At 67.7% G+C, this 21704-nt stretch carries 17 protein-coding genes; 10 read left to right on the forward strand and 7 right to left on the reverse strand.

The window, feature by feature from the left end:
* Positions 1–194 precede the first annotated feature (194 nt).
* The 9 genes from J8I33_RS02720 to J8I33_RS02760 all read left to right on the forward strand — a co-directional run bounded on the left by J8I33_RS02720 (position 195) and on the right by J8I33_RS02760 (position 9381).
* On the forward strand, positions 195–890 hold the full coding sequence (locus J8I33_RS02720; protein ID WP_209932905.1) for a CDP-alcohol phosphatidyltransferase family protein: 696 nt from the start codon (positions 195–197) through the stop codon (positions 888–890).
* Positions 887–1696 carry a 2OG-Fe(II) oxygenase gene (locus J8I33_RS02725; RefSeq protein WP_209932907.1) on the forward strand — a complete coding sequence of 270 codons (810 nt, stop codon included), beginning with the start codon at positions 887–889 and terminating at the stop codon, positions 1694–1696. The genes J8I33_RS02720 and J8I33_RS02725 overlap by 4 nt, the downstream gene beginning before the upstream one ends.
* A complete protein-coding gene (locus J8I33_RS02730) occupies positions 1693–2694 on the forward strand; it encodes a TIGR00374 family protein (RefSeq protein WP_050010763.1) in 1002 nt (333 codons plus the stop codon). Before J8I33_RS02725 ends, J8I33_RS02730 begins: the two co-directional genes overlap by 4 nt.
* Before the next feature lie 35 nt (positions 2695–2729).
* Positions 2730–3497 (forward strand): phosphocholine cytidylyltransferase family protein, encoded by a 768-nt coding sequence (locus J8I33_RS02735; protein WP_050010761.1) that lies wholly within the window; start codon positions 2730–2732, stop codon positions 3495–3497.
* On the forward strand, positions 3494–5179 hold the full coding sequence (aepX, locus tag J8I33_RS02740; protein ID WP_089489271.1) for a phosphoenolpyruvate mutase: 1686 nt from the start codon (positions 3494–3496) through the stop codon (positions 5177–5179). Before J8I33_RS02735 ends, aepX begins: the two co-directional genes overlap by 4 nt.
* Positions 5176–6372, forward strand: coding sequence for a phosphonopyruvate decarboxylase (gene aepY / locus J8I33_RS02745; protein WP_089489270.1), 1197 nt, complete (start codon positions 5176–5178; stop codon positions 6370–6372). Before aepX ends, aepY begins: the two co-directional genes overlap by 4 nt.
* Entirely contained in the window at positions 6372–7436 is a 1065-nt protein-coding gene (locus J8I33_RS02750) for a 2-aminoethylphosphonate aminotransferase (RefSeq protein ID WP_124554117.1), read from the forward strand. Before aepY ends, J8I33_RS02750 begins: the two co-directional genes overlap by 1 nt.
* A gap of 84 nt (positions 7437–7520) precedes the next feature.
* Positions 7521–8441, forward strand: coding sequence for a serine protease (locus J8I33_RS02755; RefSeq protein ID WP_209925426.1), 921 nt, complete (start codon positions 7521–7523; stop codon positions 8439–8441).
* A 121-nt stretch (positions 8442–8562) separates the two neighbouring features.
* The gene (locus tag J8I33_RS02760; RefSeq protein ID WP_209932910.1) at positions 8563–9381 is read left to right on the forward strand and encodes a multidrug ABC transporter ATPase; all 819 of its coding nucleotides are present in this window, start codon (positions 8563–8565) and stop codon (positions 9379–9381) included.
* Between the two features lie 27 nt (positions 9382–9408).
* Here the strand turns inward: J8I33_RS02760 and J8I33_RS02765 are convergent, their stop codons facing one another.
* On the reverse strand, positions 9409–10560 hold the full coding sequence (locus J8I33_RS02765) for an acyltransferase (RefSeq protein ID WP_209932912.1): 1152 nt from the start codon (positions 10558–10560) through the stop codon (positions 9409–9411).
* A 327-nt stretch (positions 10561–10887) separates the two neighbouring features.
* Between J8I33_RS02765 and pip the strand changes: the two genes are divergently transcribed.
* Positions 10888–11820, forward strand: coding sequence for a prolyl aminopeptidase (gene pip / locus J8I33_RS02770; protein WP_209932914.1), 933 nt, complete (start codon positions 10888–10890; stop codon positions 11818–11820).
* Positions 11821–11881: 61 nt separating this feature from the next.
* Here pip and J8I33_RS02775 read toward each other — a convergent pair whose 3' ends face one another.
* From J8I33_RS02775 to J8I33_RS02800, 6 genes are all read right to left on the reverse strand, one after another.
* Positions 11882–12154 carry a hypothetical protein gene (locus J8I33_RS02775; protein ID WP_124638543.1) on the reverse strand — a complete coding sequence of 91 codons (273 nt, stop codon included), beginning with the start codon at positions 12152–12154 and terminating at the stop codon, positions 11882–11884.
* 175 nt (positions 12155–12329) lie between these two features.
* Positions 12330–13379 carry a transglutaminase family protein gene (locus J8I33_RS02780; protein WP_209932918.1) on the reverse strand — a complete coding sequence of 350 codons (1050 nt, stop codon included), beginning with the start codon at positions 13377–13379 and terminating at the stop codon, positions 12330–12332.
* On the reverse strand, positions 13373–15979 hold the full coding sequence (locus J8I33_RS02785; RefSeq protein ID WP_209925463.1) for a circularly permuted type 2 ATP-grasp protein: 2607 nt from the start codon (positions 15977–15979) through the stop codon (positions 13373–13375). Before J8I33_RS02785 ends, J8I33_RS02780 begins: the two co-directional genes overlap by 7 nt.
* Before the next feature lie 214 nt (positions 15980–16193).
* Complete coding sequence (locus J8I33_RS02790; protein ID WP_124638545.1) at positions 16194–19607, reverse strand: transglutaminase family protein; 3414 nt, start codon at positions 19605–19607, stop codon at positions 16194–16196.
* 93 nt (positions 19608–19700) lie between these two features.
* Positions 19701–20708: a transglutaminase family protein gene (locus J8I33_RS02795; protein ID WP_050018029.1), complete on the reverse strand. Its 1008-nt coding sequence runs from the start codon at positions 20706–20708 to the stop codon at positions 19701–19703.
* 8 nt (positions 20709–20716) lie between these two features.
* Positions 20717–21658 (reverse strand): alpha-E domain-containing protein, encoded by a 942-nt coding sequence (locus tag J8I33_RS02800; protein ID WP_050018028.1) that lies wholly within the window; start codon positions 21656–21658, stop codon positions 20717–20719.
* Positions 21659–21704: the final 46 nt, after the last annotated feature.

The following is a 21704-nucleotide window of genomic DNA, read 5'->3' on the forward strand; positions in this document are numbered from 1 at the left end:
CGAGGCCCGTCCGGCCTTGACAGTCGCGCGACGCGAACCACACTGGAAGACGGGTCCGGCCGCCCGGTCGGCCGCGTCGTTCGCGGGTGCGTTTTTGAACCGGCCGATGCCTGCAAGACGCGGTAACACTCCCGCATGTCAGGACATTGATCGAATAAAAAGCAACAAATTACAATTCCGTATATATTTCGCCGATGGACCAAAGAAAAACCGTCAAACGCCCCGAGCCGCCCCCGCCACGCACCTGGGATGCGCGGCTCGCGCGCTCGCTTGTCCGGCCGCTCGTCGATACGCCGGTCACGCCGAATCACCTCACCACCCTTCGTCTGCTGATCGGCCTCGCCGGCGCCTGGTGCCTCGCGCACGGCGGCTTCGTCTGGGGCAATGCAGGCGCGTTCCTGATCGTGCTGTCGAACTTCGTCGACCACACCGACGGCGAACTCGCGCGCATCAGCGGCAAGTCCAGCAAAATCGGTCATTTTTACGACCTCGCGGCCGATGCGCTCGTCACGGTCGCGCTGTTCGTCAGCATGGGCGTCGGCATCGTCGCCCAGGGCGGCCAGATGGCCGCGTCGCCGGTGCTGCTCGGCGCGGTCGCCGGCGCGGCCGTCGCGCTGATCTTCTTCCTGCGCATGCGGATCGAATCGATCGCCGGCAAGGCCGGCACCAAGCAGGCGTTCGCCGGCGGCTTCGAGACCGAAGACGTGCTGTACCTGCTGCCGATCGTGACGCTCGTCGACGGCGTCGAGCCGTTCCTGCTCGCGGCGTCGATCGGCGCCCCGCTGTTCGCCGCCTGGGTCGTGATCGACTGGTGGCGCATCGTGCGGCGCGGCAACCTCCCGCAGCCCCCGGCCGCGCAGAACCCAACCGAAATCCAGGCTTCCAAATGACTCCTAGCACGCGCGACGATTCCGTGCTGAGCCCGGCACGCCCCGCGCCCGTGCGCGCGGCCGCGGCCGATCCCGATCGCACCGTGGCCGACCGCGTCGGCCAGCTCGACCTCGACCGCCTGCGCGGCGACTACACGCGCCAGGGCTCGTTCCTCTACCTCGACACCTTCCTGCCGGCCGACGCGCACGCGAAGCTCGCGAACGCGGCCCGTGCGATGCAGGCCGGCCTGAACCGCAATTACCTGCCCGGCCACAAGCAGGGCGGCAGCGTGAGCCGCCATACGATCGACGAGCAGGCGCCGTACATCGCCGAGCTGTATCGCTCGAAGGCACTCCTCTCCTTCCTCGAGAAGATCACCGGCGACAAGCTGATGCTGTCGCCGGACGACGATCCGCACGCGTACGCGCTGTATTACTACACGAAGCCCGGCGACCACATCGGCTGGCACTACGACACGTCGTACTACGATGGCCGCCGCTACACGATGCTGATCGGCGTGATCGACGAATCGTCGTGCCGGCTCGACTACGAGCTGCATACGCGCAACCCGGACGTGCCTGATCAACCGGGCTCCGTGCAGATCGCCGACGGCGGCATCGTGCTGTTCGACGGCGACAAGCTGCGCCACCGCATCACGCCGCTCGGCCAGAACGAGATGCGCGTGTCGCTCACGTTCGAATACGTGACGAACCCCGGCATGCGGCCGTGGAAGCGCTTCATCTCGAACATGAAGGACGCGATCGCGTATTTCGGTTTCCGCCAGGTGTTCAAGCAACTGGCCACGCGACGCACGAGCGGGTCATGACACGTGCGGGCCTCATCCTGCTGTCCCTCGGGACCGCACTCTTCATCGCACTGCTGGCCTGGCAGGGCGTCGGCGCGGTAGCGTCCACGCTCCTCGCGGCCGGCTGGGGCCTCGCGCTCGTCGCGGCGTTCCACGTCGTGCCGCTCGCGATCGACGCGGTCGCGATCTCCGTGATGTTCCGCCGCGGGCAGCCCGGCGCCGAACTCGGCAACGCGCTGCGCGCGCGCTGGGTCGGCGAATCGGTAAACAGCCTGCTGCCCGCCGGGCAGATCGGCGGCCCCGTGCTGATGGTGCGCTACCTCGCGCAGCGCGGCACGCGGATGGCCGACGCGGCTGCCGCCATGACCGTCGGCACGACGATGCAGGCGCTCGCGCAGATGGCGTTCGCGCTGATCGGCATCGCCGCGTTCAGCCTGTATGCGACGCACGAGTCGGTCGCGTATCTGCGCACGCCCGCGCTGATCGCCACCGGCGTGCTCGGCGCCCTCGCCGTCGCGTTCTACGCGGCGCAGCGGCGCGGGCTGTTCGGCCGCGGCCTGCGCCTCGCGTCGAAGCTGCTCGGTCCGCGCGACTGGTCGTCGCTGGCCACGCGCGCCGACGCGATCGACGACGCGGTCGGCGCGCTGTACCGCGATCGCGCGAAAGTCGCGAAGACCTTCGCATTGAGCCTCGTCGGCTGGATCGTCGGCACCGCGGAAGTGTGGCTCGCGCTGCACTTCCTCGGGCACCCGGTCAGCTGGCTCGACGCGCTGCTGCTGGAAAGCGTCGGCCAGGCGATTCGCGGGGCGGCCTTCGCGATCCCCGGCTCGCTCGGTGCGCAGGAAGGCGGCTACCTGCTGCTCGCGCCGCTGGTCGGCTTGCCGCCCGACGCAGCGCTCGCGCTGTCTCTCGCGAAGCGCGCGCGCGAACTCGCGCTCGGCCTGCCCGGCCTGCTCTATCTGCATTTCAGTGAAAGAAACTGGCAGCGGCGTCGTGCGCCGCAGCCGCTCGCCGACTGATCGTTCAGATCGCCGGCTTTTTGGTTGGAGAACCCATGCGAGCCATCATTCTTGCGGCAGGCCTCGGCTTGCGCCTGCAACAACCGCCCGAGGCGCAGTTCCCGAAGTGCCTGCTGCGCTTCGACGACGTGTCGCTGCTCGAGCGCCATCTGCGCGTGCTCGACGCCGCGGGCGTCGATGACATCGTGCTCGGGCTCGGCTTCCAGCACGAGAAGGTCGAACAGGAGCTCAAGCGCCTCGGCCGCACCGCCGAGATCGTGATCAACGACCGCTACGACCTCGGCAGCGTGCTGACCGTGCATACCGTCGCCGATGCGATGACGCGCGGCGGCGACGTGCTGCTGATGGACGCGGACGTGCTGTACGACGAGAACATCCTGCACGCGCTGGTGGCCGATGCCGACAAGACCGTCGACCGCCTGCTGATCGACCGCGACTTCGAGGCCGGCGACGAACCCGTCAAGCTGTGCCTGAAGAACGGCGTGCCGGTCGAGCTGCGCAAGCAGCTCGCGGTCGACCTCGACTACGACACGATCGGCGAATCGGTCGGCTTCTTCCGCTTCACCGAAGGCACCGCACGCCGCCTCGCGACGATCGTCGCGGGCTACGTCGACAGCGGCCGCGCGAACATGCCGCACGAGGAAGCCGTGCGCGACCTGCTGCTCGAAGGCGGCCATTCGTTCGACGTCGCCGACGTCACCGGCTCGCCGTGGATCGAGATCGACTTCCCGAACGACGTCGCACGCGCGACACAAGACATTCTTCCCCTGATTCAACGCACCACCGCCGGAGCCGCACGATGAACGCACGCGAACCCAACTTCACCGAATCGCGCAGCGCGCGCCTGCGCCGCATGCTCGTGAGCAGCGATCTCGAATTCCTGATGGAAGCGCACAACGGCCTGTCCGCGCGGATCGTCCGCGAAGCCGGCTTCAAGGGCATCTGGGCGTCGGGCCTCGCGATCTCCGCGCAGTTCGGCGTGCGCGACAACAACGAAGCGAGCTGGACCCAGGTCGTCGACGTGCTCGAGTTCATGGCCGATGCGAGCGACCTGCCGATCCTGCTCGACGGCGACACCGGCTACGGCAACTTCAACAACGTGCGCCGCCTCGTGAAGAAGCTCGAACAGCGCGGTATCGCGGGCGTCTGCATCGAGGACAAGCAGTTCCCGAAGACCAACAGCTTCATCGGCGGCGAGCGCCAGCCGCTCGCGGAAATCGACGAATTCTGCGGCAAGATCAAGGCCGGCAAGGATTCGCAGACCGATCCCGACTTCTCGATCGTCGCGCGCGTCGAGGCGCTGATCGCAGGCTGGGGGATGGACGAGGCGCTGCGCCGCGCGAACGCGTACGCGGAAGCCGGCGCCGACGCGATCCTGATCCACAGCAAGCTGTCGCGCCCGGACGAGATCCTGCAGTTCGCGCGCGAATGGAGCGGCAAGGCGCCGCTCGTGATCGTGCCGACCAAGTACTACAGCACGCCGACCGACGTGTTCCGCCAGGCCGGCATCAGCACCGTGATCTGGGCGAATCATCTGATCCGCGCGTCGGCATCGGCGATGCAGGCGACCGCGCGCGAGATCCACGAAAGCGAAACGCTGATCAACGTCGAGGACCGGGTTGCGTCGGTCAACGAGATCTTCCGCCTGCAGGACGCCGACGAGTACTCGGCCGCCGAGCGTATCTACCTGTCGTCGTCGTCGCGCGCGTCGAACGCCGCGATCGTGCTCGCCGCGAGCCGCGGCAAGGGCCTCGAAGCCGTGACCGAAGACAAGCCGAAGGTCATGCTGCCGGTCGCCGGCAAGCCGCTGCTGCGCTGGCTCGTCGACGGCTTCAAGACGCACGGCGTGAACGACATCACCGTGGTTGGCGGCTATCGCGCCGATGCGATCGATACGTCGGGCATCAAGCTCGTCGTCAACGAGCGCCACGCGCAGACCGGCGAGCTCGCGTCGCTCGCATGCGCGGCCGAACGCCTGACCGGCGACACCGTGATCTCGTACGGCGACCTGCTGTTCCGCAGCTACATCGTGCGCGACCTCGCGGAGAGCGAGGCCGAGTTCAGCGTGGTGGTCGATTCGTCGCTCACCGAGACCAATCAGAGCGTGCGCGACTTCGCCCTCTGCTCGGCGGCCGACGATCGCGGCCTGTTCGGCCAGAAGACCTATCTGCAACGCGTGTCGAGCGACGTCGCCGCGGGCACGCCGCACGGCCGCTGGATCGGTCTGCTGAACGTGCGCGGCGCCGGCGTCGACCGCCTGAAGGCGATGCTCGCGACGCTGCAGGCACGTCCTGATTTCGACACGCTCGACATCCCGTCGCTGCTGAACGAGCTGATCGCCGCCGGCGAGAAGATCGAGGTGCAGTACGTGCACGGCCACTGGCGCGGCGTCAACGATCTGGAAGACTTCCGTCGCGCGGGCGACTTCGCGCACGGCCAGACGCCGCTGTCCGAACCGGGTACCGGCAACGGGGGCGCGCAATGATCGAAGCGGCCCAGTTCGTCGAGGCCGCGCGCGAACGCGGCTTCGACTGGTACGCGGGCGTGCCCTGCTCGTACCTGACGCCGTTCATCAATTACGTGCTGCAGGACCCGACGCTGCACTACGTGTCGGCCGCGAACGAAGGCGACGCGGTCGCGCTGATCGCGGGCGCGACGCTCGGCGGCAAGCGCGGGATCGCGATGATGCAGAACTCCGGGCTCGGCAACGCGGTGAGCCCGCTCACGTCGCTGACCTGGACGTTCCGCCTGCCGCAGTTGCTGATCGTCACGTGGCGCGGCCAGCCGGGCGTAGCCGACGAGCCGCAGCATGCGCTGATGGGCCCGATCACGCCGGCGATGCTCGACACGATGGAGATCCCGTGGGAGACGTTCCCGACCGACCCCGAACAGGTCGGCCCGGCACTCGACCGCGCGATCGCGCACATGGACGCGACGGGCCGCCCGTACGCGCTCGTGATGCAGAAAGGCAGCGTCGCGCCGTATGAACTGAAGGCGAACCCAGCCGCGAAGCCGCGCGCGCACGTCGCCGCGCAATCGTCGTCGCGCGCCGCGTCGGCCGACGCGTGGCCGACCCGTCACGACGCGCTGCAGCGCGTGATCGCGCATACGCCGGTCGATTCGACCGTCGTGCTCGCATCGACCGGTTTCTGCGGGCGCGAACTCTACGCGCTCGACGATCGCCCGAACCAGCTGTACATGGTCGGCTCGATGGGCTGCGTGACGCCGCTCGCGCTCGGCCTCGCGCTCGCGCGCCCCGACCTGCGCGTGGTGGCCGTCGACGGCGACGGCGCCGCGCTGATGCGCATGGGCGTGTTCGCGACGCTCGGCACCTACGGCCCGGCCAACCTCACGCACGTGCTGCTCGACAATGGCGCGCACGAATCGACGGGCGGCCAGGCGACGGTGTCGCAGCATGTGTCGTTCGCGGGCGTCGCGGCCGCTTGCGGTTACGCGTCGGCGGTCGAAGGCGATACGCTCGACGTGCTCGATGCGACGCTCGCCTCAACCAGCGAGGGGGGCCGGCCATCCGGTGCGCAGTTCGTTCGCGTGGCGATCCGCACGGGCGTGCCCGACGGCCTGCCCCGCCCGACCGTCACGCCGGTCGAGGTCAAGACCCGTCTGATGCGGCACATCGGCGCCGAGCAGACCGAAGCCCACGTTGAAGGAGCCCATTGATGCTGCTGCTGAACCCCGGCCCGGTCACGCTCACCGAACGCGTGCGCCGCAGCCTGCTGCAACCCGATCTGTGCCATCGCGAAGGCGAATTCTTCGACCTGCAGGATGAAGCGCGCGCGCGCCTCGTCGCCGCGTACGAACTCGATCCGGCCGAATGGGCTGCCGTGCTGATGACGGGTTCGGGCACGGCCGCCGTCGAGAGCATGATCGCGGCGCTCGTGCCGCAGGACGGCAAGCTGCTCGTGATCGAGAACGGCGTGTACGGCGAGCGGATCACGCAGATCGCCACGCAGTACGGCATCGCGCATGACGTGCTCAAGCATGAGTGGATGCAGGCGCCGGATCTCGCGCAGATCGGTGCGCGTCTTGACGCCGGCGGTTATTCGCACGTCGCGGTGATTCATCATGAAACGACGACGGGCCGGCTGAATGATCTCGATGCGATCGCCGAAGTCTGTCGTGCCCGTGGCGTGAAGATGCTTGTCGATGGCGTCAGCAGCTTCGGCGCGGAAGCAATCGATTTCGGCGGTGGCGTGATCGACGCCGTTGCCGCTACCGCGAACAAGTGCCTGCACGGCGTGCCGGGCGCGGCGTTCGTGATCGTGCGCCGCAGCGCGCTCGTGAAAGCCGCGAGCCGAACTTACTACCTCGATCTCGGGCGGCTTGCGAAGCTGCAGGATCAGCGGAATACGCCGTTTACGCCTTCCGTGCATGCGTATTACGCGCTCGTCGAGGCGCTGCGCGAGTTTGACGAGGCTGGCGGCTGGCGCGCGCGGCATGCGCATTACAAGGCGCTTGCCGACCAGGCGCAGGCCGGGCTTGCGGCGCGCGGGATGCCGCTGGTGCTGCCGGAAGGCGCGTCGTCGGTCGTGCTGCGTGCGTATCGGCTGCCGCAAGGTGTAACGTACGAAGCGCTGCACGACGGGCTGAAGGCACGCGGCTTCGTGATTTATGCCGGGCAAGGCGGGCTGTCGAAGGAACTGTTCCGGATCTCGACGATGGGCGCGATTCAGGCGGCCGATGTCGAGCGGTTGCTGGAGGGGTTTACGGCGTTGACGCGGTAAGCGGTCTCGCACCTTCGTCGTCAAGAGGCCCGCAAGGGCCTTTTTTATTCTTCGAAAATCTTTGAACGTAAAGCGCTTTGATCGATGTCTCAGTTCATCCATCCCATCACGCAACTTGTGCATAGCACGGTGCGCATTGAATGCACGGATTCACAGAATAGAATTTCGTCGGGTTCTGGCTACATCTTTATGTTCTGCGAGGCAGAGGGGACAGTACTTCCCTGCGTAGTGACGAACAAGCATGTTGTCGAGGGTGCGATCCGAGGAGTCTTTCATTTAACGTTGAAGAATAAAGACGGTACTCCAGAGCTTGGGAAGCATGAGGCCGTAGTCCTTAACGATTTGGGTAAATATTGCATACCCCACCCTACAGCCACGATAGATCTAGTTGCCTTTCCTATAGGCCCAATCTTAAATAGTGCAAGCAAGGACGGGCGGGCCTATCATTTTGTACCTCTTGGTAAAGGGGCGCTCGCAAGCAACGATCTTCTGGAGTCTTTGCCTCCGATGGAGGAGATCGTGATGATTGGTTACCCCAACGGTCTATGGGATCAGCTTCACAATCTACCAATCATCAGAAAGGGAATTACGGCAACACATCCCAAGCTGAAATTGAACGGGAAGCCTGAGTTCCTCATTGATGCGGCTTGCTTCCCTGGCTCGTCAGGATCCCCCGTATTCTTGGCGAATATTGGAAGCTATGTCAGCCCGAACGGTTCGCTTTGTGCAGGAAGTCGAGTGGCATTGCTTGGAACCCTGTACGCCGGCCCTCAACACACTACAACCGGCGAGATCGTCGTAGTTGACGTTCCAACGGATACGAAGTCGATAGCAGTTGGAAGTATCCCGAACAACCTTGGATACGTGATTCAGGCAAGTGAGCTTTTGGTGCTCGAAGAGGCCGTAAAGAAAGCTTTGCAGTCAGCGCCGGCGGTGTCCCGAAACGCGCGGTGCCCCTGCGGAAGCGGAAAGCGATACAAGGAGTGCTGTGGTGCACTTAACTAGGTTCTTGCGGTTGCCGCCTAACATCTCATTGAACAACAGCTTTCGTCAAAGCTCAACGGCAACAACGGGCCGGTAAACGACACCCACGAAAATCCATGAAGAGACATTTCCGATCGCGACAATGAGAGTCCTGCGCTTCGCCCCAATACTGGCGCTCGCCGCCTTCCCCGTCGCTCACGCCGCCGATAATCAGCCTTGCAGCGACGAAACCGTCACAGCCATCGCCCGCTGGGCCGGTATCGCGAGCGCACGCATCGCCACGCGCGACGCGGACCGGCTCGTCGTCGCGTCGTCATGCAAGGCCATGCCGAACGCGCCGCAAACGACGATCGCGGCCGTCGCGTTCGATTCGCTGCCCAAAAGCAAGAACCCGGACGAGAGCAAAAAGCTGCAGGTCGTCGCGCTCGTCGAGGGCGGCAAGGTCGTGGCGGCCGATCGGTCGGTGGTTCAGGAAGATGCAGTAACGGAGATCAACGAGAACAGCTACCGCATCGACACGGCACCCTACAGGCTGTCGCCTGATGTGCGCGCGTTCGGCGTCGTGTTTACCAGCAGCGCGCGCGGGCAAAGTTGCGTGGACGCATACCCCGAGAACGACCTGACGCTGTGGATTCGCGACGGCGCCCGCCTCCGGCCGGTGTTCGGTACAAATCTCCATGGCTGGGTAGCCACCACGGGCACCGCTTGCGGCCCCGACACGAGCGACTTGCGTAGTGAATCTGCGCACATGACGATTGCTGTCGAGAAAACGTCTCACAACGGTTTCGCGGATCTATCGATTACGGCGCACGTCACCGATATGGAAAGCGACGACGACAATGGCTCGGCCACCGGGAAACGTACCGTGCGCACGATCGTCAAATACGACGGCAAGTCGTATGGAATCGATATGTTCCGCGACTTCTGGTATTCACCCGCCTCGAAGAAGCGCTTCAAGTAAGGCCACGCGAATCACCACCCCGCCCACCTATTCCACCACCTTCGGCCCGATCGCATCGGTCGGCGCCGGCCTCCGCAACGCGTCGTCCCGCACGCGTCGCGCCTCGCGCGCCGAATAGCGATCCTTCAGCCGCAGGAACGGCTTTTCGACGAGGAAATAGCTGGCGGTCGCGGCAATCAGCGCCCATACGATGCCCAGCGGAAACCCATGCGGCACCGGCAGATCCGGATTCGCAAAAGGCTGCTGCCACAGATAAAGACTGAACGAGATCGTGCCGACGAACACCACCGGCCCGGCGCGCAACCACCGCGCGCACCAGAACTCGCTGCGGAAATTCAGCACGACGATCACGATCGCGATCAGCGCGGCTTCGAGCGTCACGCCGTACGTCGCATTCCAGAAGCCGCCGAGCCGGTGTTCGGCGAGCGGCATGCCGAGCAGCACGACGAACACGAGCGCCGTCACGATGCGCGCCTCGCCGCGCCACGAGCCGATCCACGCTTCGAGCCGTTCGCGGTTGAGCGACGCATAGCAGCCGATCAGGATCGGATCGACACCCGTGTGCAGCATCATCCCGAGCTGGCCGCGCAGCGCGGGCGCGAGGAAATACGTGGTCGCACGGACCAGCGGCACGATCAGGATCAGCGCGGCCAGCCAGCGCGTGCCGGTGCGGCGGATGCCGAACACGAACAGCAGCGGCCAGAACCAGTAGAACTGCTCCTCGAGCGCGAGCGACCAGAAATGGCCGAGGTACCACGCGCCGTCCGGATGCAGCGCGTTGTCCCCGGTCAGCCCGAACCACGCCGAGTAATTCCACAGGTGCAGCGCCGCATAAAGCCACTGCCGGCGGTCGACATCGAACCCGCCGGCGAACGCGACGATCGCCACCGCCGCGAGATACACGTAGCAAGCCGGCCAGATCCGCAGCGCCCGGCGCACGTAGAACGACGTCAGCGCGATGCCGCCCGTGCGCGCGAACTCGGCGCGCAGCACGTTGGTGATCAGGAAACCGCTCAGCACGAAGAAGATCAGCACGCCGAGCCGCCCGTCGGCGATCAGCCGCAACGGCGCGTACCAGCCGGTATAGCCGCCGGGTAGCACATGCTCGGCATGACCGACGACGACCATCGCGACCGCGACGGCGCGCAACCCGGTCAACTGCGTGACGCGATGGTTCATCGGCTGGTTTCCGTTGGCACGGTGAAGGAGCGGGAATGGGCCGGCGTCCGATCAGCCCGCCGACCTGTCGCCGGATTTTGTATGAAAAATATCGGAATGAAATTGCTTCAAAAATCCGCGTGACTCACACCGCCGGCGACGCCGCTTCCCGGCGGGTCAACGTCCGGCGCGACGAATGGGCATAATGACAAACCGTGTCCGGCGGCGGCCGGTCCGATGCCCACGCAACGACTTTTGCGGCGCAGCAATCCACGCAGTCCCGTACCCCGCCCGCACACCGGTCCGCGCCTCGTCCGCCTCCTGTCGACCCTCACCCGGAGCCTGCCTGTGTACCCACCGATCGAACCCTACGCCCACGGCCACCTCGACACCGGCGACGGCCATCGCATCTACTGGGAGCGCTGCGGCAATCCGGCCGGCAAGCCCGCCGTATTCCTGCACGGCGGCCCGGGCGCCGGCTGCGGCCCCGACCATCGCCGCCTGTTCGATCCCGAGCGCTACGACATCCTGCTGTTCGACCAGCGCGGCTGCGGGCGCTCGACGCCGCATGCGAGCCTCGAGAACAACACGACGTGGCATCTGGTCGCCGATATCGAGCGCCTGCGCGAGATGGTCGGCGCCGAGCAATGGCTGGTGTTCGGCGGCTCGTGGGGCAGCGCACTGGCGATCGCGTATGCGGAAACCCATCCGGAACGCGTGAGCGCGCTGATCGTGCGCGGCATCTTCACGATGCGTCGCGCGGAATTGCTGTGGTACTACCAGGACGGCGCGTCGTGGCTGTTCCCCGATCACTGGGAAGACTTCCTCGCGCCGATTCCGGAAGCCGAGCGCGGCGACCTGATGGCCGCCTACCATCGTCGGCTGACCGGCGACGACGAAGCCGCGAAACTCGAAGCCGCGCGCGCATGGAGCATCTGGGAGGGCCGCACGATCACGCTGCTGCCCGATCCCGCGCTCGCCGCGCACTTCGCGGACGGCCACTATGCGCTCGCGTTCGCGCGGATCGAAAACCACTACTTCGTGAACAAGGGCTTCGTCGAGGAAGGCCAGTTGCTGCGCGACGCGCATCGTCTCGCCGGCATCCCTGGCGTGATCGTGCAGGGCCGCTACGACATCGCGACGCCAGCGCGCACCGCGTGGGAGTTGTCGAAGGCGTGGCCGGACGCCACGTTCGAAATCGTGCCCGGCGCCGGGCACGCGTACAACGAGCCGGGGATTCTGGAGGCGCTGGTTGCGGCGACGGACCGGTTCGCCGCCTGAGCGACGTCACGCGACGCGGCGCGTGTTGCCGTGCCTGCCGGCACGCTCACGCGCCGCCCGATCACAGTGCGGCTTCGACGATCGTCCGGCCGCGGATCGCCCGCTCGACGAGCTGTTCGTCACCGACCTTGCGGATCGCGTCGTCGAGCAGCCCTTCCGGTTCTTCGGTCGCCACCTTCAGCAGGCCCGACAGCCCGCGTGCGTCGAGCACCACCAGTGTTTCCATCGAATCCGCACGGCTCACGAGCACACGGCGGAATGCCGGACCCGCGCCGAAGCTCGCACAAAGCTCGATCTTCTCGTTGCCGAGCGTATAGTCGAAATTCTTGATCATGTCCGCCGCCGTTGCAGGGAAATGGCGACGCGCGACGGCGCGGCGCCGTGACGTCGACGCACCCGCGCGTGCCGCCGGCGCGCCGGATGGGTCCGGACCGTTCGCCGACATCACCATGCTAGGCGTGCAGAATTAACGAAGACTTAAAGCGCGCGAGCCCCGCCTGACAGTACCCTCAGGCCGCATCGAGCGGCTCGACCGTCACGCCAACCTTCAGCTCCTGATCCGCGCCGCCGCCGCGGATCACGCCGCGCAGCGGCGTCACGTCGGCATAATCGCGGCCGACCGACAGCATCACGTAGTCGTCGCCCGGCGCTCGATCGTTGGTGGGATCGAGTTGCAGCCATCCGTTGTCCTCGGGCCACGCGGGGTCGTAAACCTCGACCCACGCATGCGAAGCGTCGGCGCCGATCAGCCGCGGCTGGCCCGGCGGCGGCTGCGTGAGCAGGTAGCCGCTGACGTAACGCGCGGCCAGCCCGAGCGAGCGCAGCGCGCCGATCATCACGTGCGCGAAATCCTGGCACACGCCCTTGCGCAACCGCAGCGCGTCGAGCGCCGACGTCGTGATGTCGGTGCTGTTCGGCGTGTACGCGAAATCGGCATGCACGCGCCGCATCAGGTCCCATGCCGCCTGCACGAGCGGCCGTTGCGGCGTGAAGCTCGCGGCCGCGTATGCGGCGAGTTCCGGGTCGCACGCCACGTGCGGCGACGCGAACACGAATTCGCTCGCCGGGTCGTAAGGCTGCCCCGCGCGGAACCGCAGGCGGTCTCGCACGGCCTCCCATGCGGTGGCATGCGCGGCGTCCGGGTTCGCGATCGCAGGCGGCGGCGCGCCGCGCGCGCCGAGCGACCACACGGGCGGCGTCACGCGCACGGTGCTGCGGCTGCGCACCAGCAACGTGTCGTGCGGCAGGTTCAGCGCGAACGACGCACGTGCATTGCCGAACGCGTCGACTTCGGTACAAACCGATTCCGGTGCAGGTTCGATGTCGAGCGAGAACGACAGCACCTGCTGGCGCGGCGTCGCGAGCGGTTGCAGGCGTGCCTGGTGCTGCGCGGATTCGACGCGCGCCGCGTAACGGTATTCGGTGTCGTGCGTGACACGCAGCAACCGGCCCGGTGCGACGGCGGCCGGCGCACCCGTCGCGGCCGGAGCCGAGGGCGGCGCCTGCCGTGCGTTGCCGGAACCGGCCGGTGTTTTCGGTGCGCCTTTCGTCGTCACCATAGCGTCCTGCCCGCCTCGCGCACGTGGCTGAAATAGCGTTCGCCGATCCGGTTCGACAGCTCCCACACCGCCTTCACCGTCGTGTCGAGCGCGGCGAGCAGCTTGTCGTGTCGGCCGTCTTCGGCGGTCTCGCACAGCTCGTGCAGCGACCACGCGGGGATGTCCGGAACCGTCTCGGCCAGTTCCGACAGCGCGTAGCCTTCGCCGCGTTCGACCTTCGTCAGCCGGCCGCGCAGCGCCTGCACGACCCAGCCGAGCGAGCGCGGGTTGTCGGTATCGAGCACGACGAGCGACAGCAGCGGCGCGACGTCGAAGCCGCGCTGGAAGCGCGAGCGGAACGTGATCGTGCTGTCGAACAGCTCGAGCACGAGCTCGAAGCCGTCCTGCCGATGCACTGCGCCTTCGTCGAACGCGAACTTCAGTACGCTGCACAGGAAGTCGAGCCGGTCGATCTGCCGGCCGATCGACAGCAATCGCCAGCCGTCGTCGCGCGTCATGTTATCGGTCTGCGCGCCGGTGATCGCGCCGAGCAGCAGGCCGAGGCGCTCGAGCAACTGCAGCGCGTCGTTGCCGACCTGCTCCTCCGCTTCCTGCTGTCCTGCGCTGTCGGCGAACAGTTGGGTCGCGTCGTCGATCAGCCGCCACTGATCGCTCGACAGCCGCTCGCGGATCGCGGCAGCCGCGCCGCGCATGCCGAACAGGCACGACGCGATCCCGGACGTGCGATCGGCGCCGCGCGTCAGCGACGTCGCCAGCTCATGCTGGAACGCGCGCGGCGCATCGACGGCGTGCGGCGCGTCGGCCGCGATCAGCCCGGTGTCCCGGCACAACGTGTCGATCAGTTCCAGATGCGCGGGACTGTCGACGTCGTCTTCGCCGCGCAGCCGTTCGAGCGCGGCGCGCGCGAGGCGCATCAGGTTGGTCGCGCGCTCGGTGTAGCGGCCGAGCCAGAACAGGTTCTCGGCCGCCCGGCTCGCGATCGCGCGCGGCCGTTCGATGAGGTCGTCGGGGCCGAGATGCGTCTGCAGCAGCGTCGTCGAATCGACGATGCCCTCGGTCATCACCCACGTGTCGACGGTGCTGCCGCCGCGCGGCATCGGCGCGTTGAACAGCGCGTCGCGCGTGCCGACCCGCGACAGCCCGCCCGGCAGAAGCCGCCAGCGCTGCGCGCCGTCGGCGAGCGCGAACACGCGCAGCAGCAGCGGCTTCGGCACGATGCGCGCGCTGTCGTTGCCGTCGGGCGCGTCGGGCCGCGGCCAGGTCGGCGCCTGCGACAGCGGCAGGTCGGCCTGCACCGTGTAGTGTTCGGGCTGCGCGAGAATCCGCGCGCGCCATTCCGCCAGTTGCGCCTGCGTGAGCCGCGCGCCGATCACCGGTTCGAATGCACCGCCTTCCTGCACGTCGGGTGGATAGGATGCCTTCACGATGCCGCGCGCGAGCTGCGGCAGCGCGTCGTCGCACGCGGCCGCCTCGCCGCACCACCACGAATGCACGGCCGGCAGCGTCAGCGTTTCGCCGAGCAGCGCTTCCGCGAGACGCGGCATGAAGCCGAGCATCGCCGGCGACTCGAGGAAGCCCGAGCCCGGCGCGTTCGCGAGCAGCACGTTGCCCGCGCGCACGGCCTGCAACAGCCCCGGCACGCCGAGCATCGAATCGGGCCGCAGTTCGAGCGGATCGAGCCACGCATCGTCGACGCGCCGCAGGATGCCGTGCACCGGTTCGAGCCCGCTCAGCGTCTTCAGGAACACGCGGTTGTCGCGCGCGGTCAGGTCGCCGCCTTCGACGAGCGTGAGGCCGAGATAGCGCGCGAGATACGCATGCTCGAAATAGGTCGCGCTGTGCGGCCCCGGCGTCAGCAGCACGATCCGCGAACTCTTCGCGGCAGGGCTGAGCGACTGCATGCTCTGCAGCAGCGCGCGGTACGCGGACGCAAGCCGCTGCACGCGCAGCCCGCGAAACCCGCGCGGAAAGAGCCGCGACACGATCAGCCGGTTCTCGAGCAGGTAGCCGAGCCCGGCCGGGCCCTGCGTGTGCTGCGCGACGATCCGCCATTGGCCGTCCGGGCCGCGCGCGAGATCGAACGCGACGACGTGCAGCCACGTATCGCCCGGCACGCGCGCGCCGCGCATCGCACGCAGATACCCGGGGTGGCCGGTCACGAGCGCGGGCGGCAGCAGCCCGCGCTGCAGGATCGTCTGCGGCCCGTACAGGTCGGCCAGCGTCGCATTGAGCAGCCGCACGCGCTGCAGCACGCCACGCTCGATCCCGACCCAGTCCTCGGGCGTGACGATCAGCGGCAGCAGGTCGAGCGACCACGGGCCGACCGCGCCGTCGCCGGCGCGCTGCTCGTGCAACTGGTAGAACAGGCCGTTCTCGCGCATGCGCCGGTGCAGCGCGTCGGCGCGGCGGTCGAGGTCGGCCACGCCGTCGCTGCCGATCGACGTGAAGAAGCTGCGCCACGCGGGCGCCAGCGCAGGCGCGTGCAGGCCGGCCGCGCTGCCGCGCAGTTCGTCGTAGCGGCCGGCGGCGGCCGGCGCCGCGAGCGCGGCGGCCAGTTCGGCGGCGTCCGGCTGCGCGCCGGTATCGAAAAGCGTGGGCATCGCGTCGAGGGCGGCGAGATGATCGAGGTCAATGGGCGGCACGATGTCGTTCCGTCGTCAGGGTGCGGCCGCGCATGCGCGCCGCCATTCAGGCGGCAAGCCGCAGTGCGGAACCGCATTCTGCCCGCATCCTAGCATTCCGGCGGGGCCGCGACCGGCCGGTGCGCCGGGCGGTCGCGAACCGCGCATCGTCGTCCGCCCTGTCATCGATCGATCACGGCCGCCGCAAGTCGAGCGTGAACGGGAATTCGCGGCTCGGCGCGGCGGCCGCGACCTCCATCCGGCCCGGCGTGTGCCCGATCTCGACGAAGCGTGCGAGCCGGCGGCTCTCCGCTTCGTACGCATTGACCGGGAACGTCGCGTAGTTGCGCCCGCCCGGATGCGCGACGTGATACCGGCAGCCGCCAAGCGAGCGTTGCAGCCACGTATCGACGATGTCGAACGTGAGCGGCGCGTGCACGCCGATGGTCGGATGCAGCGCCGACGGCGGCGACCACGCCTTGTAGCGCACGCCCGCGACGTATTCGCCGACGGTGCCGGTCGGCTGCAGCGGCAGCGCGCGGCCGTTGACGGTCACGACGTGCCGGTTGTCGTTCAGCCCCGTCACGCGCACTTCGAGCCGTTCGACCGACGAATCGACGTAGCGCACCGTGCCGCCGGGCGCGCCTTCCTCGCCCATCACGTGCCACGGTTCCAGCGCGCCGCGCAGCGACAGTTCCATCCCGTTCACCGCGATCTGCCCGAACAGCGGAAACCGGAATTCGAAGTGCGGGGCGAACCACGCCGGATCGAACGCGAAACCGGCGTCGCGCAGCTCGGCCAGCACGTCGTCGAAATCCATCTGAAGAAATTCCGGCAGCATGAACCGGTCGTGCAGCGCGGTGCCCCAGCGCGTGAGCGGCGTCGTGTACGGCGCGGCCCAGAAGCGCGCGACCAGCGCGCGCAGCAGCAGTTGCTGCACGATGCTCATCCGCGCATGCGGCGGCATCTCGAACGCGCGCAGTTCGAGCAGGCCGAGCCGGCCGGTGGACGAATCGGGCGAATACAGCTTGTCGATGCAGAACTCGCTGCGGTGCGTGTTGCCCGTCACGTCGATCAGCAGGTTGCGCAGCACGCGGTCGACGAGCCACGGCGGCATGTCCTGCCCGAACAGCAGCTTGTTGCGCTGGATCTCCGCGAACGCGATGTCGAGCTCGTAAAGCTGGTCGTTGCGCGCCTCGTCGACACGCGGCGCCTGGCTCGTCGGCCCGATGAACAGCCCCGAGAACAGGTACGACAGCGACGGATGGTTGTGCCAGTACGCGATCAGGCTCGCGAGCAGATCGGGGCGGCGCAGGAACGGGCTGTCGGCCGGCGTCGCGCCGCCGAGCACGAAGTGGTTGCCGCCGCCCGTGCCGACGTGCCGCCCGTCGACCATGAACTTCTCGCTGCACAGCCGCGATTGCCACGCGGCGTCGTACAGGAATTCGGTGTGGTCGACGAGCTCGTCGAAGCTCGCGGCCGGGTGGATGTTCACCTCGATCACGCCGGGATCCGGTGTCACCTGCAGCAGCTTCAGCCGTGCGTCGCGCGGCGGCGGATAGCCTTCGAGCACGAGCTTCACGCCGAGTGCGTGGGCGGTCAGCTCGATCGCGCCGAGCAGGTCGAGATAATCCTCGAGCGCGGCGAGCGGCGGCATGAACAGGTACAAGATGCCGTTGCGCACTTCGACGCACAGCGCGGTGCGCGTGATCCACGCGGCCGATTCGAAGCGCTCGGGCCGGCGATGCGGATCCGCGGCGTCCGGTCGGCCGCTCGCGGCCGTGCCGTCGTCGCGCCACTGCATCACGGTCTGCGCGGACGCTTCGCGATGCACGCCGGCCAGATAGCGCGGCGCGTCGGCCGGGCCGGCGTAACGGGCGCGAATGGCGGCGGCGTCCGGCAGCACGTCGCGCGGCGCGAACGGATCGCGCTCGACAAGGTACGGATAGTCGGCGCGCGCCGCCCACGGCAGCGAATCGAGCGGCAGCCGATAGCCCATCGGCGAATCGCCCGGCACGAGATACATCCGCTCGTCGCGGAAGAACCACGGGCCCGTCTGCCAGCGCGGCCCGTCGAGGCCCGGCGCGTCGTCCGTGCGCTTGACCGGCAGCACGTAGCCGACCACGCTGTCGAGCTGCTGCTCGAAAACCTTGCGCAGCCGCGCGCGTTCGAGCTCGTCGTCGAGGCGCGCATCGAACGGATCGACGTTGACGGGCAGCCGGCGCTCGCGCCACAAGTAATACCAGACGTCCTCGTAGCCAGGCTGGATGAATTCGCCGCTCAGGCTCAGCCGCGCGGCGAGTGCATCGATGAAGCGCTTCGCGTCGTCGGTGGTGTACGACGACGGTTCGCGCTCGTCGGCAAAGAGCGACGGATCGTGCCACACGGGCTGACCGTCTGCGCGCCAGAAGATCGACAGCGCCCAGCGCGGCAGTTGCTCGCCCGGGTACCACTTGCCCTGCCCGAAATGCAGGAAGCCGCCGTCGCCGTATTCGGCGCGCAGCCGCTGCACGAGTTCGGTCGCGTAGCCGCGCTTGGTCGGGCCGAGCGCGTCGGTGTTCCACTCGGCGCCGTCGCGATCGTCGATCGACACGAAGGTCGGCTCGCCGCCCTGCGTGAGCCGCACGTCGCCGGCGGCCAGCGCGCCGTCGACCTGCGTGCCGAGCGCGAGCACGGCCTCCCACTGCGATTCGGTGTACGGCTTCGTCACGCGCGGCGATTCGTACACGCGCGTCACGCTCATCTCGTGCTCGAACGACACCTCGCACTCGTCGATCAGCCCTTCGACCGGCGCGGCGCTCGTCGGCTGCGGCGTGCACGCGAGGGGAATATGCCCTTCCCCGGCGAGCAGGCCCGACGTCGGATCGAAGCCGATCCAGCCGGCGCCCGGCAGATAGACCTCGCACCATGCATGCAGGTCGGTGAAATCGACCGACGTGCCGCTCGGGCCGTCGAGCGATTTCACGTCGGGGGTCAGCTGGATCAGGTAGCCGGACACGAAGCGCGCGGCGATGCCGAGATGACGGCACAGCTGCACGAGCAGCCACGCGCTGTCGCGGCACGAGCCCGACGCGAGTTCGAGCGTCTGCACGGGCGTCTGCACGCCCGGCTCCATCCGCACCAGATAACCGATGTCGCGCTGAAGCTGCTGGTTCAGCGCGACGAGGAAGTTCACGGTGCCGGCCGGCGTGCGGTCGACGCCGTCGAGATACGCGCGAAACAGCGGCGCGGCGCTCGTCTGCGGGTCGCACGCGAGATACGGCGCGAGTTCGGTCTTCAGCGCGTCGTCATAGCTGAACGGGTATTGCTCCGCGCTCGCTTCGAGAAAGAAGTCGAACGGGTTGTACACCGACATCTCGGCGACGAGATCGATCGTGATCTCGAAGTGCTCGGTGCGCTCCGGAAACACGAGCCGCGCGAGATAGTTCGAGAACGGATCCTGCTGCCAGTTGATGAAGTGCTGCGCGGGCTCGACCGTCATCGAATACGCGAGGATCGGGGTCCGGCAATGCGGCGCGGGCCGCAGTCGCACGACCTGCGGGCCGAGGTTGACGAGCCGGTCGTAGCGATAGCGGGTGGTGTGATGCAGCGCGACGTGGATGGACATGGGAGCTCGAGTCGGGTTGGGCCGGCCGCGCACGCCGCGTCGTTTGCAACGCGGCGGCCCGGCATGGCGGATGCGGCGAAGGCGCGCCGCGGGTCAGACGAGTTCCGGCGTCTGCACGACGCTGATCTCGACGCCGACGGCCGTCGCGCCGAGCCCCGTCACCGGCTGCGCGTCGCGATGGTCGAGGCCGACCGCGATGCGCACGTAGCGTTCGTCCGGGCAACGGTTCATGAACGGGTCGAAACCGACCCAGCCGAGCCCTTCGACATAGGCCTCCGCCCACGCATGGCCGGCCGGCTGCTGCATCAGCGCCGTGGCTTGCGGCTGCGCGCCGAGCGCCGCGTGCGGCTGCCCCTGGGATTGCGACTGCGATTGCCCTTGCGATTGCGATTGCGCGGCATGCGATGCACCGAGCACCTGCTGCATCCCGTCGCCGCTCTGCAGCGCGAGCGCTTCCTCGTCCTCGACGTCGGTCCCATTCTGCTTCGCATCGGCGATGCGCTGCATCGCGCTGTCGGCCAGCACGTAGCCCGAGATGTAGCGCGCGGGGATCTTCAGCACGCGGGCGGCCGCGATGAACGCGTGCGCATGGTCGCGGCTCGTGCCCTCGCCGCTTTGCAGCGCGGTTTCCGCATCGACGGGCGCGTCGGCGGCCAGGTTCGGCGCGTACGCGATGCGGCCGTGCACTTCCGTCATCAGCCAGTGCAAAGCGTCGAGGCCGTGCGGCTCGATCGGCAGCGCGTCGGTCAGCGCGCGCACGGTGTCGCCGGCCTTCGTGAGCGCTGTTTCGCGCTCGAAGATCCACGGCGGCGCATAGCCTTCAGGATTCCCGATAATGCCCGAGCGGTCCTGCGTCTCGACGACGCCGGCCGCCACGACGACGATCTCGGCCTTCGCGCCGCGATCGTGGCGCACGAGGTCGATCCGGTTGCCGAGCCCGTCGGCGTAAGACAGCGTCGGCTCGACGCCGTCGATCGTGACCTGCCACGCGCGCACCGTCTGCCCGGGGCCCGACTGCGGGCGCAGCCGCAACCGTTGCAGCGCGTGGGTGGCCTGATCGTCGAACTGATAACGCGAAATGTGTCGGATGGCGAGTCGCATGGCAAGTCTCAGTCGAAGTTGTAAGCCTGGGCGATTTCGAGCCCGAGGCTGTTGTTGCGGCCGATGAAGTCGGTCAGGAACTCGTGCAGGCCGCTCTTGAAGATTCGCTCGACCGACGTATCGGACAGCATTTGCAGGATCTTCGTGGCCGTGTCGTGACACGGGTGTGTCACGCCGTAATCTTTCGCGAGCAGGTTCAGGCTCGATACGACGCGCCCGTAGCAATAGCGCAGCGAACGCGGCATGCGGCCGTTCAGGATCAGGTAGTCGGCAATGTTCAGGGGCTTGTACTGCACGTCGTACACCCAGCGGTACGAACGATGCGCGGCCACGCAGCGCAGGATCGTCTCCCATTGGTAGTTGTCGAGGATCGTGCCGACGTGCGATACCGACGGCAGCAGCAGGTGGTATTTCACGTCGATGATCCGCGCGGTGTTGTCCGCGCGTTCGATGAATGCGCCGATCTGCGCGAAATCGAAGATCTCGTTGCGCAGCATCGTGCTGTAGAAGCTGCCGAGAATCAGTGCGGTTTCGCGTTTCACCTGGTCGAGCACGGCCGGCAGCTCGCTTTCCGGCACCGGCTGCGCGAACGCGCGGCGCAGCGCGAGCCACGCGCCGTTCACGCTTTCCCACGCCTCGCGCGTGAGCGCCGTGCGCACCATCCGCGCATTCGAGCGCGCGGCCTCGATGCACGACAGCACGCTCGACGGGTTGTCGCGGTCGCGCAGCAGGTAGTCGGTCACGGTATCGGCCGCATACGCGTCGTATTTCTCCCGATAGCCGTCGTCCGCGCCCGAGCTGACGAGCACCGACGACCATTCGGCCGGCGCGTCGGCCGTGCGCGTGAGCGCCATCCGCAGCCCGGCATCGACGATGCGCGCGATATTCTCCGCGCGCTCGATATAGCGGTACATCCAGTAGAGACCGCTTGCAGTACGTCCCAGAAGCATCTCGTGTCCACTCCGTCTTCGTTCGGTTCGCGCGCCGGCTCCGGCG

The organism is Burkholderia sp. AcTa6-5, from assembly GCF_017815075.1.
GTDB classification, from domain to species: Bacteria; Pseudomonadota; Gammaproteobacteria; order Burkholderiales; family Burkholderiaceae; genus Burkholderia; species Burkholderia sola.